The sequence below is a fragment of the Microbacterium sp. 22195 genome (assembly GCF_052056515.1).
Taxonomy (GTDB): Bacteria; Actinomycetota; Actinomycetes; order Actinomycetales; family Microbacteriaceae; genus Microbacterium.
The window spans coordinates 917,212-936,897 of sequence record NZ_JBQEPE010000001.1; the positions used below are offsets into that span (position 1 = coordinate 917,212).

Genomic DNA, 19,686 nt, shown 5'->3' on the forward strand with positions numbered 1-19,686 from the left:
CCTTCCAGCGTATGCGCCTCCGCGGACAGCGAACGGGCAGCACCCAGCGGATGCTGTCGCGTGTCGGCCGCTGTGCATAGACTCGTCGCATGGGGGCACGGCTGCCGGTCGGAGGGAACAGTATGCGTCAACGGTGGCTGGTCTGGGTCGCGGTCCTGCTCGGCACGGTCCTGGGCGGGTTCTCGCTGAGCGCCGCCTCCGCGACGGCCCCCGGGCCGCTCGACGGGCACATCACCGACCGCAGCGGCGTCGTGTCGAGCTCCGATCGCGCTCAAGCGGAGAGCACGCTCGAGAAGCTGCGCACGGAAGCCGGCATCGACCTGTTCTTCGTGATGATCCCCGAGTACACCGATCCGGCATCGATGGAGCAGTGGACCACCACCACGGCCCAGGGCAACAGCTTCCGCGACGACCAGTACCTGATCTCCGTGGCCACGGAAGGGCGCTCGTACACGATGTACCGTCCGGACGCCGGGCGGATGACCGTCTCGCAGCGAGACCAGATCCTCTCCGCGATGCGCCCCGACCTGACGGCGAGCGACTTCAGCCACGCCGTCGTCGCAGGCGCGGACGAGGCGTACGACATCTATGTGCTGGGCCCGCAGCGCGCCGCAACGGGCTGGACGGTGTTCGGGATCATCGCGCTGATCGCCGTGATCATCGTCGTCGTCGTGCTGCTGATCCGGCGGGCGCGCAAGCGCGCAGCCGAACAGGCGAAGCGCCGCGCCCAGTTGGCGGAGATCGGCCAGCAGGCGAACATCGCGCTGGTGCGCACCGACGATCTCGTCCGCTCCAGCGAGCAGGAGATGGAGTACGCGCGCGCCCAGTTCGGCGATGACGTGATCGGCGAGTTCGTCACGGCGCTGCAGACCTCGCGCACCAATCTGAACGAGGCCTTCTCCCTGCAGCAGAAGCTCGACGACGAGGTCCCCGACACCGACGAGCAGAAGCTGGAGTGGTCGCAGCGCATCCTCGAGCTGTGCTCCGAGTCGACGAAGGTGCTCGAGGAGCGCAAGGCCGACTTCGACGAACTGCGCAAGCTGGAGCAGAACGCCCCCGCCGCGCTGGACAATGTGCGAAAGCTCCGTGCCGCCGCCGGTGCTGAGGTGGACCGCGCCGATCAGATCCTCGCCGCGCTCACGGCCGCCTACGCGTCAGCCGCGATCTCCCCTGTCGCCGACAACCCCGCCCAGGCTCGGTCCCGCCTCGCCTTCACCGACGCCCAGGTCGAGGCGGCCGACGGGTTCATCGCCGCGGGGAAGACCGGTGACGCGGCCGTCGCGGTGCGCGCCGCCGAGGGTGCCGTGCAGCAGGCGACGCAGCTGGAGGATGCCGTCGAGCAGCTGCAGAAGTCCTTGAAGGACGCCGATGATCGTGCCGCGGCCCTCATCGCAGAGCTGGGCAGCGACCTGCAGACGGCTCGCGCACTGCCCGACGCGCAGGGTGCTGTCGCCCAGGCCGTCGCGGCCACGGAACAGGGCATCCGGCAGGCGCAGAGTCAGCTCGGCGCATCGGGGCGAAATCCTGTCGAGGCGCTGCGCGTCCTGGAGGCGGCGAACATCGCGATCGACGGCGTCATCGCGCATGTGCGCGACGAACAGGCCAGGATCCAGCGCGCCGCCGCCATGCTCGGCGATGCGATGCAGCGTGCGCAGATGCAGATCTCCTCGGCGGAGAGCTTCATCCTCAATCGGCGCGGCTCGATCTCCTCGACCGCGCGCACACGGCTCTCCGAGGCCCAGGGGAACCTCGACCAGGCGCAGAGCCTCGCCGGGGCGGATCCGGTTCAGGCCCTCGCGCTCGCGCAGCGCGCCGACACCCTCGCCGCCGAGGCCCTGCGCCTCGCCCAGAACGACTACGGCGGGTGGAACGGCGGCGGAGGCGGGAACGACAATCTCGGCGCGTTCATCGGCGGCGTCCTCATCGGCTCGGCCGGCAACCACCACGGCGGTGGCGGCGGCTGGGGAGACGGCGGCGGCATCTTCGGCGGGAGCGGCGGAGGCGGCTTCAGCGGCGGCGGGAGCGGCGGAGGCGGCTTCTTCGGAGGAGGCGGGGGCGGGGGCGGCTTCTCCGTCGGCGGCTTCGGCGGAGGAGGCGGCGGCTTCGGCGGCAGCAGCGGAGGCGGCGGCTCGTTCTGACCGCATCTCGCACCTGATCGCGGCTCATCAGATCGAGCTCTAACCTGACCAGACACGTACACGGCAAGACAACCATCCGAGAAGAAAAAGGAACCCACACAATGGCCAAGGAATCCATCTTCGGACGCATCTCCACGCTCGTCCGTGCCAACATCAACGCTCTCCTCGACCAGGCCGAGGACCCGCAGAAGATGATCGACCAGCTCGTCCGCGACTACACGAACAACATCGCCGACGCCGAGTCCGCGATCGCGGAGACCATCGGCAACCTGCGTCTTCTCGAGCGCGACCACGAGGAGGACGTGCAGGCGGCGACGGACTGGGGCAACAAGGCCCTCGCCGCCTCCCGCAAGGCCGACGAGCTGCGCGGCACCGGCCACACCGCCGACGCCGACAAGTTCGACAACCTCGCGAAGATCGCGCTGCAGCGCCAGATCAGCTCCGAGCGCGAGGCGAAGGCGGCCGAGCCGCAGATCGCGTCGCAGACCGAGATCGTCGACAAGCTGAAGGACGGCTTGAACGGCATGAAGAACAAGCTCGGCGAGCTCAAGACCAAGCGCAGCGAGCTGCTCGCCCGCGCCAAGGTCGCCGAGGCGCAGACCAAGGTTCAGGACGCCATCGGCTCGATCAACGTGCTCGACCCGACCAGCGAGCTCGGCCGCTTCGAGGACAAGATCCGCCGCCAGGAGGCTCTCGCCCAGGGCAAGGCCGAGATCGCGGCCTCGTCGCTGGACGCGCAGTTCGAGAGCCTCGAGGACCTCGGTGAGCTCACCGAGGTCGAGGCGCGCCTCGCCGAGCTCAAGTCGGGCAAGCCGCAGGCCGCCATCGAAGCCGAGTGATCGGACTCGGACACGCAGATTGACCGAGCGGGCGGATGCCGCATCCCGGCGTCCGCCCGCTCCTTCTCCTCCCGGGAGAGACCATGACCCGTTTCCTCATCGTCCCGCAGTGGCAGGGCTCGCCCGCCTCGCGGGCCATGCTCCTCGTCGACGGTGCCACCGCGATCGCCGGCGACCTGCCCCGCAAGGACACCACCGTCCTGGATGTGCCGCTCGAGGCCGGTGAATCGCTGGGCACCGGCGTCCGCCGGCTCAGCTCGCTGCTGCGCGTGCGCGAGCTGATCGCGGAGCACATGACGGATGCCGATGATCAGATCGTGCTCGTCGGCGGCGACTGCAGCGTGAGCGTGTTCGCGCTCTCCGCGATCGACACCTCGGACCTCGCCGTGCTCTGGTGCGACGCGCATCCCGATCTGAACGATCCCTCCACCTCCCCGTCCGGCGCGTTCTCCGGCATGTCCCTCGGAGCCGTGCTCGGCGACGGGGAGCCGCAACTCGCGCTGAACCCCGGCATCCCCGCCGAGCGCGTCGTCCTGCTCGGCGCCCGCAGCGTCGACGACGGCGAGAAGTCGCGCCTGGATGCGCTGCGCACGCTCTCGCCCGACGACGCGCAGGATCCGGATGCCGTGGCCGAGGCGCTGCGCGCGACCGGGGCATCCCGGGTCTGGGTGCACATCGACGTCGACGTCATCGATCCCGCCGAGTTCGAGGGCGTCTCGGACGCGGAGCCGTTCGGCGTCAGTACCGCCGCCCTTGCCGCGGCCGTCAAGCGCGTCCGCCAGGATCTCCCGCTCGCGGGTGCGACGATCGCGGGATTCGCGCCTCGCAGCCCTGCGGATGCCGTGCAGGACATGGGCGCGATCCTGCGCCTGATCGGGTCCGTGGCGTGACGCGGCGCACAGGCGCGAGAAGGGGTGCAGCGTGAGCGCCGACTGGCGCGCCGACGCCGAGCGTGCGCTCGAGCGCGGGCGGCGCTCCGATCTGCGCATCCCCTCGTTCCTGCTGCGCTCCCCCATCAGCCGGATCGGCTACTGGTGGGGCACCTCCGTCGGCTGGGTCTGGGGCTCGCTCTGGAGCACCGGGCCGATCGAGCGCCGCGCCGGCCTCTGGGTGTTCCGCGGCCTGCCGGACTGGGCTTACGGTCGCGGCGGGGTGTGCGTGGGCGGCTGCTATCTGACCGGTGACGTCGACCCCTCGGATGCCGTGCTGCGTCATGAGAGCGTGCACAAGCAGCAGTGGCTGCGCTACGGCTTCCTCATGCCCGTGCTGTACCTCTTCGCCGGCCGGAATGCGCTGCGCAACCGCTTCGAGATCGAGGCGGGGCTGGAGGACGGCGGCTACGTGCCGCGGTCCCGCCCTTCGACCGGATCAGAGACCCAGGAGCGTCAGAAGACCGGCAGTCCGTAGCGCGCGGGCGCGTGGATGGCCGTCGGCTCGACGCCGCACGCTCCGGTGAGGTGCTCGACGATGTCTGCCGTGCTGAGGTAGCCGCCCAACAGCGTGACCTCGGTGCGCATCGCACCCTCGGAGTCGTCGCACAGCATCTCGTCGGCCCACGCCATCGCGGCTCGGCTGAGCGTCTCGCCGATCGCCCGACGGACGCCGCCCCTGCGGGTGCGAGGCAGCCAGGTGACGGTCATGCGCGGCGGTGCCGAGACGACGCTGACGTCGTCCTGGTCGGCGACCTCGATGAACACCCGGCCCACGGCGCACAGCGGCAGCGTCGCGAGCAGGACCTCCAGCTCGGCGAGGGAGTTCTCGTCGGCGGTGATCAGGTGCTGCGCCTGCGGACGACGGGATGCCCGGCGTGCGGCGCGTGCGCTCGCGGTCGTCTCGGCAGTGCTCATGATGTCTTCATCGTAGCACTGAGGAAGGGTTGCCTAACCTATGCGGCTCCCAGCCTTGGGATGCTGAGCCTGTCGAAGCGCACGCTCACTCGATCAGCGCGTCCGCGAGGCCATCCAGCTCGGCCTGCGTGAGACCCGCCTCGCGGAGGTAGGCGGCGACCGAGCCGTAGCGACGATCGAGATCGCCGAGCAGCGCGGCCATGACCGGTGCGGGCGACTCCGTGGCGAGCTGGATCGCGTTGCGCGCATCGGGCATGTGCGCGCGGAAGTACTCCGCGATGGCGCGATTGCGCTCAGCAGGCAGCTGCGATGCCGTCAGCGCGTAGTCCGCGACCACGGCATCCCGATCCGCCCCGATCGCGCTCAGCGCCAGCGCGACGATGACTCCGGTGCGGTCCTTGCCCACCGTGCAGTGCACGAGTGCGGACTCCCCCTCGGAGATGATGCGCACGGCATCCGCCAAGCGCGACGAGCAGTCGTCGACCAGATGGCCGTACATGCCGGCCAGGTCCATGTCCTGCTCGAAGAACGATCCGACCGAGCCGAGGAAGAGCGGCACGCGAGTCGTCGGGACGTCACGAAGCGCAGAGGGCTCCGAGCGCACCTCGGTGTCGTCCCGCAGATCGACCACCCGCCGGATGCGGTCGCGCAGCATCGTCTGCCCCTCCGGAGTGACCCGCGCGAGGTGGCCGGACCGCAGCAGCACACCCGCGCGCACCCGCGCCGAACCGACGGGAATGCCGCCGACATCGCGCAGGTTGTTCACGCCAGGAATGCGAATGACCGTCACGGTTCCAGCCTAGGCGAGCGAGCAGGACACGGTCGGACACCCGCCAGGACAGACCGACAAGTGAAATCTGCGATGAGTTCACTATGTGACGAATGATTACCCGATATTACTTGTCATGATGATCCCGCATTTCCTGTGAACCACATCCCGATAGCAGAATATGGCCGTGGCACAAGACACCAGCGAGTTCCGGTACCTGCCCGCGCAGGCGGCGATGCTCGGCACCACCGTACCCTCCGCCGAGCGGATCGCGCTGACGCTGCCGGACGGCCGCACGCTCAGCGCACTCCGCTTCGGCGCGGGCGAACCGGAGGTCACCCTCCTGCACGGCGCCGGCCTGAACGCGCACACCTGGGACACCGTCCAGCTCTTGCTCGGCCGTCCCGCCCTCGCGATCGATCTCGCCGGTCACGGCGACTCCTCCTGGCGCGAGGACCTGGACTACTCCCCCGTCTCCCTCGCCGCCGATGTCGCGGTCGCGATGGCCGAGTGGACGCGTGACCCGCAGGTGCTGATCGGCCACTCGCTCGGCGGGCTCACGGCATCCGTCGTGGCCGCGCGGCATCCGCAGCTCGTCCGCGAGCTGATCCTCGTCGACATCGTCCCGGGGATGGACACCGACGCGGCCCCTGCCGTTCTCCGCGACTTCTACCAGGTGACCGAGTTCGCGGATCGCGACGATGCCGTCGACCGGGCGCAGGCGTTCGGCTTCGGCGGCTCCCGCGAGGACACCGAGCGCGGTGTCTTCTTCAACACGCGCGTGCGCGAGGACGGTCGCGTGGAGTGGAAGCACCACTTCGCGCACATCATCGGGCACGCCTTCGACGCGCTGAACGCGGCGAACGCGAAGGCCGCCGAGACGGACCCGTGGGCGGACCTCGAAGCGGTCCGAGCACCCGTCACCCTCGTCCGAGGTGCGCGCGGCTTCCTCGCCGACACCGACGCCGCCGCGTTCGAGCGGCGTCTCCCGAACGCCACCGCGATCACCGTCGACGCCGGCCACAACGTGCAGGAGACCGACCCGGCCTTGCTCGCCTCCCTCGCATCCGACGCCCTGACCCGACCTTCGCGCTGACCAGCCCCGTGGCTGCGCACTCAGCGCCTCACAGCACCCCTCCGAGAGGAAACACCGTGTCTCCCTTCCGCAGCACCCGACGATCGGCCCGTCTCGCGGCCATCGGCATCCTCGCCGTCGGCGCCCTGATCCTCACCGCCTGCGGCGGATCGTCCGAGCCGCAGACCACCTCGACGGGAAAGGCCGACCCCAAGGCCGGTCTCACGGTCGGGCTGGTGCTCGAGCCCACCAACCTCGACATCCGCCACACCAGCGGCGCAGCACTCGAGCAGATCCTCGTCGACAACATCTACGAGGGCCTCGTCACGCGCACGCAGGACAACAAGATCGAGGATCGCCTGGCGAAGTCCCACGAGATCTCGCCCGACGGCCTCACCTACACGTTCACGCTCAACGAGGGCATCGCCTTCCACGACGGCACCGCCCTCACCTCGGCTGACGTCGTCTCCTCGTACGAGACCGTGAAGTCGGATGCCACGGTGCAGGGCAACGCCGAGTTCGCCGGCGTCACCGCGATCACCGCCCCCGACCCGACGACGGTGCAGATCACGCTGGCGAAGCCGGATCAGAACTTCCTCTTCAACCTCACGGGACCGGCCGGCCTCGTCTTCAAGACCGGAGACACCACCGATCTGAAGACCGCCGAGAACGGCACGGGCCCCTTCACACTGCAGCGCTGGGCCAAGGGCAGCTCGATCACATTCTCGCGCAACGACGACTACTGGGGCAAGAAGGCCGGGCTCGCCGAGGTCACGTTCCAGTACATCCCGGACTTCACCGCCGGCGTGAACGCGGCTCTTGACGGCAGCCTCGACGTGCTCACCGCGGTCGACCCGAACCTGGTCTCGCAGCTGAAGGACAGCGGCGACTTCACGATCACGACGGGGCGCACCACCGACAAGGCCACGCTCGCCTTCAACAACGCGAAGGCTCCGCTGAACGACAAGCGCGTGCGCGAGGCGCTACGCCTGGCGGTCGACCACGACGCTCTCGTCGAGGCCGTCGGCGCCGGCCAGCCCCTGTACGGTCCGATCCCGGAGCTCGACCCGGGCTACGAGGACCTGTCCAAGCTGGTCCCCTACGACCCCGACAAGGCCAAGGCGCTCCTCAAGGAGGCCGGCGTCGAGAAGCTCGACCTCTCGCTGACGATCCCGTCGTTCTACGGCACGACCGTCGCTCAGGTGCTGGTCTCCGACTACGCGAAGATCGGCGTCTCGCTCGAGGTCGACCGCGTCGAGTTCGCCACCTGGCTCGAGGACGTCTACAAGAACCACGACTACGAGCTGAGCTTCGTGCTGCACGTCGAGCCGCGCGACTTCAGCAACTGGGCGAACCCCGAGTACTACTTCGGCTACGACAACAAGCAGGTTCAGGACCTGTACGCGCAGTCGCAGGCCGAGCTCGACCCGGCGAAGTCGGCCGACCTGCTCGCGCAGGCCGCGCGGATCGTCTCCGAGGACGACGCCGCCGACTGGCTGTACAACGGCGCCACCCTGACCGCCCTGACCGCGGGCGTCAAGGGCTTCCCGAAGGACTCGATCAACTCTCGCATCGACCTCGCGGGCGTCACCAAGACCGCCGGCTGACATGCTCCGCTACGCGCTCACACGAGGGGTCCTGCTCATCGCAGGGCTCCTCGTGTCGAGCGTGATCATCTTCTTCACCCTGCGCGTCTTCCCCGGCGACGTCGCGCAGCTGATCGCCGGCACGCAGGCGAGCCCCGAGCAGGTCGAGGCGATCCGCCAGTCGCTCGGCCTCGACAAGCCGCTGCTCGCGCAGTACACCGACTGGATCGGCGGCATCCTGCACGGCGACCTCGGCACCTCTCAGCTCAGCGGGGCATCCGTGGGCACTGAGCTCGCCGAGAAGGCCCGCGTGACCTGGCCCCTGGCGCTGATGTCCATGACCATCGCGATGCTGATCGCAGCGCCCTTCGGCGTGCTCTCCGCGATGCTGCGGGGTCGTGCCGGCGGCACGGCGCTGAGCGTCGCCGCACAGGCGGTCGCCGCGATCCCGGTCATCTGGGCCGGCATGATGCTGGTCGTCGTCTTCGCACACTGGCTGGGCTGGCTGCCAGCCCAGGGCTTCCCCCGCACCGGCTGGTCCACCCCGGCCAAGGCGTTCGAATCGCTGCTGCTGCCGGCCATGACCATCGGGATCGTCGAGGGCGCCATGCTGATGCGCTTCGTGCGCAGCGCGACCCTTCAGGCCGCGGGGCAGGACTTCGTGCGCACTGCGGCTGCGAAGGGCCTCACCCGTCGCCAGGCGCTGATCCGGCACGGCATCCCCGCCGTGGGGCTCTCCATCGTGACCGTGCTCGGTGTGCAGGTCGCGGGCATCATCGTCGGCTCGGTCGTCGTGGAGCAGCTGTTCACGCTCCCCGGCATCGGGCGAATGCTGGTGGCCGACGTCGGCACGCGCGATCTCGTGAAGGTGCAGAGCGAGCTGCTGGTGCTGACCGGCTTCGTGCTGGTGATCGGCTTCCTGGTCGACCTCGTCCACCACGCCATCGACCCCCGACAGCGCGAGGAGGCCGGATGATGCCCCGCTGGCTGCGTTCCCTGCTCTCGTCGCGCACCGGGCTTTTCGGCGTGATCGTCGTGCTGCTGATCGCCGTGACGGCGCTGGTCTCGCTGTTCTGGACTCCGTTCGACCCGATGCTCTCCGACATCCGGGGCCGATGGGCTGCGCCCGGCTGGCCGCATCTGCTGGGCACAGACGGCACGGGGCGGGACATCCTCAGCCTCGTCATGGCCGGTGCCCGCACGACGCTGTTCGTCGCCGTGGGGTCGGGCGTCGTCGCCACCCTCGTCGGCGTCGCCCTCGCGGCCCTCGGCGCTCTCACCGCGCGCTGGGTGCGCGAGACCGTCGCAGTTCTCGTGGACATCCTCATCGCCTTCCCCGTGCTGATGATCGCGATGATGATCTCCGCCGTCTGGGGCGGTTCGCTGTGGGTCGTCGTGTTCTCCGTGGGCATCGGGTTCGGTGTGAGCATCGCCCGCGTCACCCGGCCCGAGCTGCGCCGGGTGCAGCAGAGCGACTTCGTCGTGGCCGGCCGCGCGAGCGGCCTCACCACGGGGCAGAACCTCGTCCGCCACCTGCTGCCGAACGTGGCGCCGGTGTTCATCGTGCAGCTGTCCTGGTCGATGGCGGTCGCCGTGCTCGCCGAGGCCGGCCTGTCCTACCTGGGCTTCGGGGCGACTCTCACCGAGGCGTCCTGGGGAACCCTGTTGGCGGATCTGCAGCGCTACATCGGCGTGCATCCGCTCACCGTGGTCTGGCCGGGCCTTGCCATCACGATCACGGTGCTGGGGCTGAACCTGCTCGGCGACGCCCTGCGCGAGGCCACCGACCCGACGCTGAGCCGCCGCGGCGCAGAGGTCCATGTCCCGGCGGTGGTCGCATGAGCCTCGAGGTGAATGACCTCGTCATCGAGATCGACGGCCGTCGCGTGGTCGACGGCGTCTCGTTCTCGGTCGCCGACGGCCAGCGCTTCGGCCTGATCGGCGAGTCGGGATCCGGCAAGTCCCTGACCGCGCTCGCACTGCTGGGTCTGCTCCCGGATGCGGCGACGGCGAGCGGCAGCATCCGCTGGAACGGCACCGAGCTGATCGGAATGCCCGACCGCGAGCTCGCGAAGCTGCGCGGTGATGAGATCGGCATGGTGTTCCAGGAGCCGCGCACCGCGCTGAACCCGATCCGCACCGTCGGCCGGCAGATCGCGGAATCGGTGCGCATCCACGAGCGCATCGGACGCCGCGAGGCCCGCGAGCGGGCCGTCGCCGAAGCCGCTCGCGTCCGGCTCCCGGAGCCGGATGCCATCGTCGACCGCTACCCCCATCAGCTCTCCGGCGGCCAGCGTCAGCGCGTCGCGATCGCGATGGCGCTCGCCTGCCGGCCGAAACTGCTGATCACGGACGAGCCCACCACCGCCCTCGACGTCACGATCCAGGCCGAGGTCCTGAAGCTGCTGCTGTCGCTGGTGGAGGAGCACGGCATGTCGCTGGTGTTCATCACGCACGACCTCGCCGTGCTGTCGCAGGTGGCGACGCATGCGGTGGTGCTCGAGCACGGCCGCGTCGTCGAGCAGGGGCCGGTCTCGACGCTGCTGACGGCGCCGTCGTCCCCGATCACGCAGGCGCTGCTGCGCGACGCGACCGCGACGCTGTGGCGTCCCGACGCCGGGCATGACGAGGGTCACGGCCCGAAGGGAGGCGTCGCATGAGCCTCATCGAGGCGGAGGGCCTCAGCCGCACGTTCGCCCTTCCGAAGCGCACCCTGTTCGAGTCGAGACGCACCAGCACGGCCCTGCATCCCACCGATCTGACGATCGACGAAGGCGAGTCGGTCGGCATCATCGGCGAGTCGGGCTCCGGGAAGTCGACCCTCGTGCGACTGCTGCTGGGACTCGATCGTCCGACGACCGGCCGGGTGGCGGTGGACGGCAGGGACGTGGATGCCACGGCATCCGCCCGCTCCCTGCACTGGCTGCGCCGGCAGACCGGGCTGGTCTTCCAGGATCCGTACGCATCGCTGGATCCGCGGATGACGGCTGGCCGGATCATCGCCGAGCCGCTCTGGGCCCTCGACATCCCGGGCGACCACCGTGCGCGAGTGCGCGAGGTGCTCGAGCAGGTGGGTCTGGAGGCCGGCATGGCCGACCGGCATCCGCATGAGTTCTCGGGCGGGCAGCGCCAGCGCATCGCCCTGGCGCGCGCCATCGCGCATCGCCCCCGCGTCCTCGTCGGCGACGAGCCCCTGTCGGCGCTCGACGTGACCGTCCGCGCGCAGGTGCTCGAGCTGATCACGGACTTGCAGCGCGAGGAGGGCCTCACGGTCATCATGGTCTCGCACGACATCGGCGTGGTGCAGAACCTCGCCGACACGGTCATGGTCATGAAGGACGGACGGATCGTGGAGCGCGGGCCGACGGATGCCGTGCTGCAGCGCCCGACCGAGGACTACACGAGGCGGCTGCTGGCAGCGATCCCCGTCATTCCGCACCCGGACGGCTCGAGCTAGAGCTAGAGCGTCTTCTGCAGCAGGAACACGCCCTGCGGCTCGCCGAACTTCAGGCCCACCTCGGTGAGCCGGCCCGCGTCGGTGAAGCCCGCCTTGCGGTGCAGGGCGATGGAGGCCTCGGCTCCGCGGTCGGCGATCACGGCGATCACCTGGCGCAGGCCCGCTGCGCGGCAGGCGTCCAGGAACTCGGCGAGCAGCGCCCACCCGATCCCCCGGCCGCCGGCCGTCGGGGCGAGGTAGATCGAGTTCTCGATCGTGAACCGGTACGCCGACTTCGGCGACCACTGCTGGCCGAGCGCATACCCGAGGAGTCCACCGTCCTCCGCCTCGGCCACCAGGAACGGGATGCCCGCGTCCGCGATCTTCGCGGCCTTGTCCGCCCAGGTCTGCTCCGTGGACTCGACCTCGTCGTAGGTGACCGTCGAGGTGCGCACATAGTGGTTGTAGATGTCGCGGATCGCCGGCAGATCGGCATCCGCCACCGGCCGGATGCGCAGTGCGCTCATGCCTCTCCCTCCACACGCCAGTCGACGGGCTGCGCGCCCATCGACTCCAGCATCGTATTCGCCCGGGAGAACGGCTTCGACCCGAAGAAGCCCCGGCTCGCCGACAGCGGCGAGGGGTGGGCGGACTCGATGATCGGGGTGTCCTCCAGCAGGGGCTTGAGGCCCCGGGCATCCGCTCCCCAGAGGACCGCGACCAGCGGCTTCCGGCGCGCGACCAGCGTGCGGATCGCGAGCTCGGTGACCTTCTCCCAGCCCCAGCCGCGGTGCGAGGCCGGGGTGCCGGGGCGCACGGTCAGGACCCTGTTCAGCAGCAGCACGCCCTGGTCGCTCCAGGCGGTCAGGTCGCCGTGCGGAGCCGGAGGGATGCCGAGATCGTCCTGGCGCTCCTTGTAGATGTTTCCGAGGCTGCGCGGGAGCGGCCTCACCTCGCGGTCGACCGCGAACGACAGGCCGATCGGATGCCCCGGCGTCGGGTAGGGGTCCTGACCCGTGATCAGCACGCGCACGTCGGCCAGGGGTCGCTGGAACGCACGCAGCACATGGGGCCCCGCGGGCAGGTACCCGCGGCCGGCCGCGTTCTCGGCGCGCAGCCTGTCCCCCAGTTCGGTGATCAGCGGCTGCGCGGGCGCGAGCGCCTCCGCCCATCCCGGATCGATCTGCCCGGCCTCGGCGAGCTGGGCGAGCGTCTGCGGCATCAGTCGACGTCGGTGCGGACGTGCAGCGGCCCGCGCGCCAGAAGGTGCTGCGCGGACTGCGCCACCGGGCGCATGGTCACGAGATCCAGGTTCACGCGGCGCGGCGCGTTCAGGGCGAAGGCGATCACATCGGCGACGTCCTCGGCCAGCAGCGGTTCCTCGACACCCGAGTACACGGCGTCCGCGGCGATGCGGTCGCCGCCGAGGCGGTTGAGGGTGAACTCCTCGGTGTGCACCATGCCGGGAGCGACCTCGACGACGCGGATGGGCTCGCCGTTCAGCTCCTGACGCAGCACCTTGACGAGCATCGACTCCGCGGCCTTCGCCGCGTTGTAACCGGCGCCACCCGGATAGGCGGTCTGCGCGGCGGTCGACGTCACGAACACCGTGTCGGCGTGGCCGGTGTCCTCCGCGGCGCGGCGCAGCAGCGGCAGGATGCCTGCGACGAGCCGCTGCGTCGACAGCACGTTCGCGTCGTACATCCACTGCCAGTCGTCGATCGAGCCGTTCTCGACGCTGTCGGTGCCCCGCGCGCCGCCGGCCACCTGCACGAGGGCATGAACGGGACCGGTGCGCTCGAGCTCCTCGATGAGCGCGGCCACGGCATCCGGATCGGTCAGATCGCAGGCGAACGCGGTCGAACCCGTCTCCGCGGCGAGCGCCTCCAGCCGCTCCGCCCGTCTGGCGACGCCGACCACGTCCCAGCCCTGCGCGCGCAGCGCACGCACTGCGGCCTCTCCGATACCGGTACTCGCCCCTGTGACCACGGCACGTCTGTTCAGCATTCCTCCACCGTACGGCTTTCGGAGCCGTTCGCTGTGTTACGTAACATTTCCCGGCTGTTGTCGGGCTTCGTGCATGCTCCGTAACCTCGCTTCCAGGCATCCGGCCGCACGACCACCACTCACTCTGGGAGAACCTCATGTCCGCACCCGAGAACTGGCGCTTCGAGACCAAGCAGATCCACGCCGGCGCAGCACCCGACCCGGTCACGAAGGCGCGCGCCACGCCGATCTACCAGACCACCTCCTACGTGTTCGACAACGCCGACCACGCCGCGAATCTGTTCGCCCTGGCCGAGTTCGGGAACATCTACACCCGCATCCAGAACCCCACCCAGGACGTGCTCGAGCAGCGCCTCGCCGCGCTCGAGGGCGGCACTGGCGCGCTCGTGCTCTCCAGCGGTCAGGCGGCGTCCACGTTCGCCGTGCTGAACATCGCTCAGGCCGGCGACCACATCGTTTCGTCCAGCTCGATCTACGGCGGCACCTACAACCTCTTCAAGTACACGCTCGCCAAGCTCGGCATCGAGGTCACCTTCGTCGAGAACCAGGACGACCCGGCCGAGTGGCGCGCGGCGCTCCGCCCGAACACGAAGCTGTTCTTCGCCGAGACCATCGGCAACCCGAAGATCAACGTCCTCGACATCCGCGGGGTCGCCGACATCGCCCACGAGGGCGGCGTGCCGCTGATCGTCGACAACACGATCGCCACCCCGTACCTCATCCGCCCGTTCGAGCACGGCGCCGACATCGTCATCCACTCGGTCACCAAGTTCCTCGGCGGCCATGGCACCACCATCGGCGGCGCGATCATCGACGGCGGCTCCTTCGAGTGGTCGAAGAACGTCGAGAAGTTCCCCGGCCTCACCGAGCCCGACCCGTCCTACCACGGCGCCAGCTACACCACCGCGGTCGGCGACGGTCTCGCGTACATCATCAAGGCCCGCGTGCAGCTGCTGCGCGACCTCGGCTCCGCGATCGCCCCGCAGAGCGCGTGGAACCTCATCCAGGGCATCGAGACGCTCTCGCTGCGTGTCGAGCGTCACGTGCAGAACGCGCAGGAGATCGCCGAGTGGCTCGAGAACCACGACGACGTCGCCTCGGTGAACTACTCGGGTCTGCCCTCGTCGCCCTGGTACGCCAAGGCCAACGAGTACGCCCCCAAGGGTGTCGGCGCGGTGCTGTCCTTCGAGCTCAAGGGCGGCGTGGAGGCCGGTCGCGAGTTCGTGAACAGCCTCACGCTGTTCAGCCACCTCGCCAACATCGGTGACGTGCGCTCGCTCGTCATCCACCCGGCATCCACCACCCACTCCCAGCTCTCGCCCGAGCAGCAGCTCACCGCCGGCGTCACGCCGGGCCTGGTGCGCCTGTCGGTGGGCCTGGAGAACATCGACGACCTGAAGGCGGACCTGGAGACGGCGCTCTCCGCGGCCCGTCGCGTCGCCGAGGCCGCTCGCGCCTGATCGGACTCCTCCTCAGAGACACGGATGCCCCGGACCGCGCGGTCCGGGGCATCCGTGCGTGTGCGGCGGAGATCCTCGTCCGGCTTCGGGTCCCGTTCCGCGCCGGTTCGGGAGGAAAACGTCGATCAAGCCGGCGGATCTCCGACGTTCTCCTCCTTTCATGAGCTCCTGCGGGTCGCGAACGCCGAACGGACACTCTCCAGCAGAAGCCGTCCGCCGTCATCGAGGTCGGCCTGGGTGAGGCGGACGACGATCCATCCGTGCGCGACGAGTTCGCGCTGACGGCGGATGTCGATGCGCCACTGCTCCTTGCTACGCCGATGGCCATCGCCCTCGTACTCGATCGCTGTCTTCAGCTCCGGGTAGGCCAGGTCCGTCCTCGCGACCAGGCGACGCCCCACTCTCACCTCGAACTGGATCTCGGGCTCCCGCATCCCGGCATTCACCAGCAGCAGTCGCGTCTCGGTCTCCTTGGGCGATTCCACCTTCTCCCTGGCGAGCTTCAGCGCTTCTCGCACCGTCGCCGATCCAGGGAACCTTCCCCACTCGGCGAGCCTTCGCGTGATCGTCTCGCGTGTCGCCAGAGGTCTGCCCGGACCGAGCCCCGGGTAGTCGTCCGCGGTGGTCAGGAGTGCGTCCGCGACGGCGACGGCGTGCCCCAGACCGAGCTCGGCAGCGGCCGAGAAGAACGCCGCGGTCGCGTCGACGACCGGAACGCCCTGCAGAATCAGTGTCTCCGCCCGGTGAGGGGCGAGCCTGCGCCCCGTGACGCCGGCGGTCCGAGGCGGTGCGGCATCCGGCGGGACGGCCACGTCCAGGGGCTCTCCGCGATTCCATGCCCAGGGCAGGGGCAGTCCCCACAGCCGCATGGCCGTCCGTCCCACGTAGCGGTGCCCGGGCTTCATCCGCCGGAGATATGTGTCGACCCGCTCGCTGAACGTCTCGGGCGGTCTGACACTGCGGATGCCGGGGAATGGTCGGGCAAGATCAGGAGCGTCCCGCCTGGACCGTCCGACTCCGGCCCGTGCGGCCTCCTGGATCGTGAACCGGACGCCCAGCCTGGGCGGAAGACGCACTCGTGTTCGCATTCGTCCATGCTCGCGGAGCGAAAAGGCGGAGCGACGACGGATTCCCGTGCTCAGGGGATAACCCGGTATTCACCGCGACCTGTGCAGAATGAAGGCCTCCTTCCGCTGGGAGGAGGAAAACATCGGTTCTAGCAGGGTTTGACGAACGTTTTCCTCCTTCTCCGTGGGGTCGGCAGGAGCAGACTCCGCGGGGTGGGCAGGAGCAGAGCCGAGAGAACGAGGCGTAACCTTCCGCTCCCGCAGGCGGGCACCCGGGAGAATGGGAGACATGGACTGGCAGACGACCTCAGAGGACACGGTGCCCTCGGCACCCGTGACCGAGGCCGACCAGCGACTGCTGCGCGCCCGTCCCCCCGCGACCGGCGCCTGGCGCGACGGCGACCCCGCGGGCGACCGCCGCTTCACCTTCCTGGGCGATCTGCGCACCGAGAGCGGCCAGCACCTGCCCGTGATGCGCCTGGCCTGGGAGTCCTGGGGCGAGCTCAACGCGGCGCGCGACAACGCGGTGCTCATCCTGCACGCGCTGACCGGTGACAGCCACGTGCGCGGCGAGGCCGGCGCCGGGCATCCGACGGCCGGCTGGTGGGATTCCGTGGTCGGACCGGGAGCTGCGATCGACACCGATCGCTGGTTCGTGATCGCCCCGAACATGCTGGGCGGATGCCAGGGTTCGACCGGCCCTGCGAGCATCGCCCCGGACGGCCGGGAGTGGGCATCCCGCTTCCCCTACCTCACGATCCGCGATCAGGTGGCTGCGCAGATCCGGCTGGCCGACGAGCTCGGCATCGAGACCTGGGCCGCCGTGATCGGCGGCTCCATGGGCGGCATGCACGCTCTGGAGTGGGCCGTCATGGCTCCTGATCGCGTCGAACGCCTGGCCGTGCTCTCCTCTCCCCCGGTGACGACGGCCGACCAGCTCGCCCTGAACTTCGTGCAGCTGGAGACCGTGCGGATGGATCCGCGCTTCGCCGGCGGCGAGTACTACGACGCGGCCCTCGGCGAGGGCCCGCACCGCGGTCTGGCGCTGGCCCGCCGCATGGCGCTGCTGAACTACCGCAGCCCGATCGAGCTGAATCAGCGGTTCCAGCGCTCCTGGCAGTCCGGGGTCTCCCCGCTCGGCCACGGCGGTCGCTTCGCGGTGGAGTCCTACCTGGACTTCCACGGCAACAAGTTCACCCGCCGCTTCGATGCGAACAGCTACATCACCGTGGTCGAGGCGATGAACTCCCACGACATCGGGCGCGACCGCGGCGGTGTCGAGGAGGCGCTGCACACCGTCACCGCGAAGAGCCTGGTGATCGGCATCGACACCGACCGGCTGTTCCCGGTCGACGGGCAGCAGCGCATCGCGCGCAGCATCCCGAACCTCATCGACGACGAGGCGATCGTGCTGGCCAGCGACTTCGGCCACGACGGCTTCCTCATCGAGACCGACGAGGTCGGGATGCATCTGCAGCGGCTGCTCGACGCCTGAGCCGTCCCGCGGTGGCCGCCGGGGATCCGCGGCTCAGACCGCGGCCGATGCCTGCAGTGTCCGCCGCTCCGCCCGGTACGCGATCACGGTGATGCCGAGTCCCAGCAGCGCCAGCCCCGCGCCCACCCACTCCGGAGCGGTGAACCCCAGCCCGAGCGAGATCGCGACGCCGCCGAGGAACGCACCCAGGCTGTTGCCGATGTTCAGCGCGGAGTGGTTCAGCGCTGCCGCGATCGACTGGTTGTCTCCGGCGACGTCCATCAGCCGGGTCTGGATCGCCGGGCTGATCATCGCGGAGAGCGCACCGACGATCAGTGCCAGGACCACCAGCGCGGCGAACGACCAGGCCAGCAGCGCGAGCAGGACCAGCGCCGCGGCGAGGCCCGCCAGTCCGAAGTGCAGCGTGGCCCGCAGGTCGCGGTCGGCGAAGTGGCCGCCGGCGAGGTTGCCGATGGTCATGCCCACCCCCACCAGCACCAGCGTCACGGGCACCGCCCACTGCGGTGCTCCGGCGACCTCGGTGACGAGCGGGGCGATGTAGCTGTACACCGCGAAGAAGCCGCCGAATCCGATCGCGCCGACGCCCAGCGTCAGCCACACCTGCGAGGAGCGGAACACCCCCAGCTCGGAGCGCATCGTGCGTCCGGGATCGCCTTCGTGGGCGGGCACAAACAGCGCGATGCACACCGCGCCGAGCGCGAACACCAGGGTGACGGCGAGGAACGCGGTCCGCCAGCCCCACTGCTGGCCGAGATAGGTGCCGACGGGCACGCCGACGACGTTCGCGATCGTGAGCCCGGTGAGGATGAAGGCCACTCCCTGGGCGCGACGCCCCGGACCCAGCACGTCGGCCGCGACGAGCGCGCCGATGCCGAAGTAGGCGCCGTGCGGGAGGCCGGCCAGCAGACGTGCCATCCCGACCAGTCCGAAGCCGGGCAGCACCACGACGAGTGCGTTGAACAGGGCGAGGGCGACGGCGAGGCCGAGCATCACCCGATGCCGCGGATACCGCGCGACCGCACCGGCGATGGTCGGCGCGCCGATCACGACGCCCAGCGCGTACATCGACACGAGCACACCGCTCTGACCGATCGCCTGCTCCTGGCTGCGCGCCCAGAGGTCGGGCAGCAGGTCCTGGGCGATGTCGGGAAGCAGGCCCATCATGACGAACTCGGTCATGCCGATGCCGAAGCTGCCGATGGCGAGGGAGAGGAGCGCCCTCATCGCCGCACCCCTCGAGAGGTTCGAGGGAGTCACCTGTCCATGCTAGTGGCGGGCGAGCGCGGGGAAGACGGGATGACGAGCGGATGCCGCATCAGCGGCGCTCGTACCGCCAGGGCAGCGTGCCCATCAGGAGCCGATGCCGGGCATCCGGTCCCCCGGGCTCCTCCGCGTGCTCGGCGTCCCCCGCCCACAGCGCGAAGCGGCCGTCGACGCCGTCGCGCAGGTTCGTGGCGTAGAGCGCCGGTTCGCCGACGGCGGCGAGCGCGTCATCGACCGTCCGGTGCCCGAGCAGTCCGTTCAGGGTCACCCAGGTCGGCGGGAAGAGGGTCAGGGTGCTCGCCTCATGCTGCGCGAACACCCGCTTCGGGCTCAGCCACACCGCCTCCTCGATCTCGCCGGGGTTCACGCGCACCTCGTCGCCGAGGTCGCGGGCGAGGAAGAACCAGGTGCGGAACTTCACGGGCTGCTCGGGCGGCGGCGTCCACCGGGAGAGCAGGGTGACATCGGCGATGCGGATCGCGGTCTCCTCCCGCGTCTCCCGCACGGCCGCGGCCCGGGCGGCATCCGCCTCGTCGTCCGCATCCGCCCAGTCGCCGGGGTCGACGCGTCCGCCGGGGAACACCCAGGCTCCCGCGAAGGAGCCCTTCGACGGGCGCCGCAGCATCAGCGTCTCCAGGCCCTCCGGTCCGTCGCGGAGCACGACGGCGGTGCCCGCGACGCGGATCTCCCCGTCGGCGCTCATC

The 19,686-nt window shown here is 70.0% G+C and carries 20 protein-coding genes; 12 read left to right on the top strand and 8 right to left on the bottom strand.

The genetic code is table 11. The features are described from left to right. Window positions 1-89: 89 nt before the first annotated feature. The 4 genes from ACTJJ4_RS04580 (at window position 90) to ACTJJ4_RS04595 (ending at window position 4,384) form a co-directional block, all read left to right on the top strand. Window positions 90-2,138 carry a TPM domain-containing protein gene (locus ACTJJ4_RS04580; RefSeq protein ID WP_440942206.1) on the top strand — a complete coding sequence of 683 codons (2,049 nt, stop codon included), beginning with the start codon at window positions 90-92 and terminating at the stop codon, window positions 2,136-2,138. Between the two features lie 101 nt (window positions 2,139-2,239). Then, window positions 2,240-2,977 carry a PspA/IM30 family protein gene (locus ACTJJ4_RS04585; protein WP_285633394.1) on the top strand — a complete coding sequence of 246 codons (738 nt, stop codon included), beginning with the start codon at window positions 2,240-2,242 and terminating at the stop codon, window positions 2,975-2,977. An 83-nt stretch (window positions 2,978-3,060) separates the two neighbouring features. Next, window positions 3,061-3,867 carry an arginase family protein gene (locus ACTJJ4_RS04590; protein ID WP_292702084.1) on the top strand — a complete coding sequence of 269 codons (807 nt, stop codon included), beginning with the start codon at window positions 3,061-3,063 and terminating at the stop codon, window positions 3,865-3,867. A gap of 31 nt (window positions 3,868-3,898) precedes the next feature. Beyond that, on the top strand, window positions 3,899-4,384 hold the full coding sequence (locus ACTJJ4_RS04595; protein ID WP_440942207.1) for a Fe-S oxidoreductase: 486 nt from the start codon (window positions 3,899-3,901) through the stop codon (window positions 4,382-4,384). Here ACTJJ4_RS04595 and ACTJJ4_RS04600 read toward each other — a convergent pair. Both ACTJJ4_RS04600 and ACTJJ4_RS04605 read right to left on the bottom strand, forming a co-directional pair. Then, window positions 4,363-4,824 carry an SIP domain-containing protein gene (locus tag ACTJJ4_RS04600; protein WP_292702078.1) on the bottom strand — a complete coding sequence of 154 codons (462 nt, stop codon included), beginning with the start codon at window positions 4,822-4,824 and terminating at the stop codon, window positions 4,363-4,365. The two genes, ACTJJ4_RS04595 and ACTJJ4_RS04600, sit on opposite strands and share 22 nt — an antisense overlap. An 85-nt stretch (window positions 4,825-4,909) precedes the next feature. Further along, entirely contained in the window at window positions 4,910-5,614 is a 705-nt protein-coding gene (locus tag ACTJJ4_RS04605; protein ID WP_440942208.1) for a tyrosine-protein phosphatase, read from the bottom strand. Window positions 5,615-5,774: 160 nt separating this feature from the next. Between ACTJJ4_RS04605 and ACTJJ4_RS04610 the strand changes: the two genes are divergently transcribed. Genes ACTJJ4_RS04610 through ACTJJ4_RS04635 form a run of 6 tightly spaced genes read left to right on the top strand, consistent with a single transcriptional unit; the run spans window position 5,775 to window position 11,711 of the window. Continuing rightward, window positions 5,775-6,689 carry an alpha/beta fold hydrolase gene (locus tag ACTJJ4_RS04610; protein ID WP_440942209.1) on the top strand — a complete coding sequence of 305 codons (915 nt, stop codon included), beginning with the start codon at window positions 5,775-5,777 and terminating at the stop codon, window positions 6,687-6,689. Between the two features lie 56 nt (window positions 6,690-6,745). Beyond that, window positions 6,746-8,275 carry an ABC transporter substrate-binding protein gene (locus ACTJJ4_RS04615; RefSeq protein WP_440942210.1) on the top strand — a complete coding sequence of 510 codons (1,530 nt, stop codon included), beginning with the start codon at window positions 6,746-6,748 and terminating at the stop codon, window positions 8,273-8,275. 1 nt (window position 8,276) lies between these two features. Further along, complete coding sequence (locus ACTJJ4_RS04620; protein WP_440942211.1) at window positions 8,277-9,230, top strand: ABC transporter permease; 954 nt, start codon at window positions 8,277-8,279, stop codon at window positions 9,228-9,230. Next, window positions 9,227-10,096: an ABC transporter permease gene (locus ACTJJ4_RS04625; RefSeq protein WP_440942212.1), complete on the top strand. Its 870-nt coding sequence runs from the start codon at window positions 9,227-9,229 to the stop codon at window positions 10,094-10,096. The genes ACTJJ4_RS04620 and ACTJJ4_RS04625 overlap by 4 nt, the downstream gene beginning before the upstream one ends. After that, window positions 10,093-10,914 carry an ATP-binding cassette domain-containing protein gene (locus ACTJJ4_RS04630; RefSeq protein ID WP_440942213.1) on the top strand — a complete coding sequence of 274 codons (822 nt, stop codon included), beginning with the start codon at window positions 10,093-10,095 and terminating at the stop codon, window positions 10,912-10,914. Before ACTJJ4_RS04625 ends, ACTJJ4_RS04630 begins: the two co-directional genes overlap by 4 nt. After that, on the top strand, window positions 10,911-11,711 hold the full coding sequence (locus tag ACTJJ4_RS04635; protein ID WP_440942214.1) for an ABC transporter ATP-binding protein: 801 nt from the start codon (window positions 10,911-10,913) through the stop codon (window positions 11,709-11,711). The genes ACTJJ4_RS04630 and ACTJJ4_RS04635 overlap by 4 nt, the downstream gene beginning before the upstream one ends. A gap of 2 nt (window positions 11,712-11,713) precedes the next feature. Here ACTJJ4_RS04635 and ACTJJ4_RS04640 read toward each other — a convergent pair whose 3' ends face one another. From ACTJJ4_RS04640 to ACTJJ4_RS04650, 3 genes are read right to left on the bottom strand one after another with little or no spacing between them, the layout of a single operon-like run. After that, window positions 11,714-12,217, bottom strand: coding sequence for an N-acetyltransferase family protein (locus ACTJJ4_RS04640; protein ID WP_440942215.1), 504 nt, complete (start codon window positions 12,215-12,217; stop codon window positions 11,714-11,716). Beyond that, window positions 12,214-12,912 (bottom strand): uracil-DNA glycosylase, encoded by a 699-nt coding sequence (locus tag ACTJJ4_RS04645; protein ID WP_440942216.1) that lies wholly within the window; start codon window positions 12,910-12,912, stop codon window positions 12,214-12,216. The genes ACTJJ4_RS04640 and ACTJJ4_RS04645 overlap by 4 nt, the downstream gene beginning before the upstream one ends. Then, a complete protein-coding gene (locus ACTJJ4_RS04650; protein ID WP_440942217.1) occupies window positions 12,912-13,697 on the bottom strand; it encodes an SDR family oxidoreductase in 786 nt (261 codons plus the stop codon). Before ACTJJ4_RS04650 ends, ACTJJ4_RS04645 begins: the two co-directional genes overlap by 1 nt. A 137-nt stretch (window positions 13,698-13,834) precedes the next feature. Between ACTJJ4_RS04650 and ACTJJ4_RS04655 the strand changes: the two genes are divergently transcribed. Further along, window positions 13,835-15,157, top strand: coding sequence for a bifunctional o-acetylhomoserine/o-acetylserine sulfhydrylase (locus ACTJJ4_RS04655; protein ID WP_440942218.1), 1,323 nt, complete (start codon window positions 13,835-13,837; stop codon window positions 15,155-15,157). Between the two features lie 158 nt (window positions 15,158-15,315). Here the strand turns inward: ACTJJ4_RS04655 and ACTJJ4_RS04660 are convergent, their stop codons facing one another. After that, window positions 15,316-16,062 carry a hypothetical protein gene (locus tag ACTJJ4_RS04660; RefSeq protein WP_440942219.1) on the bottom strand — a complete coding sequence of 249 codons (747 nt, stop codon included), beginning with the start codon at window positions 16,060-16,062 and terminating at the stop codon, window positions 15,316-15,318. A 451-nt stretch (window positions 16,063-16,513) separates the two neighbouring features. Between ACTJJ4_RS04660 and metX the strand changes: the two genes are divergently transcribed. Further along, window positions 16,514-17,719, top strand: coding sequence for a homoserine O-acetyltransferase MetX (gene metX, locus ACTJJ4_RS04665; RefSeq protein ID WP_440942220.1), 1,206 nt, complete (start codon window positions 16,514-16,516; stop codon window positions 17,717-17,719). Window positions 17,720-17,752: 33 nt separating this feature from the next. On the opposite strand, the gene ACTJJ4_RS04670 is transcribed toward metX, so the two are convergent. Further along, window positions 17,753-18,943, bottom strand: a complete 1,191-nt coding sequence (locus tag ACTJJ4_RS04670) for an MFS transporter (protein ID WP_440942818.1) — start codon at window positions 18,941-18,943, stop codon at window positions 17,753-17,755. 91 nt (window positions 18,944-19,034) lie between these two features. After that, entirely contained in the window at window positions 19,035-19,685 is a 651-nt protein-coding gene (locus ACTJJ4_RS04675; RefSeq protein WP_440942221.1) for an NUDIX hydrolase, read from the bottom strand. Between the last annotated feature and the right edge of the window lies 1 nt (window position 19,686).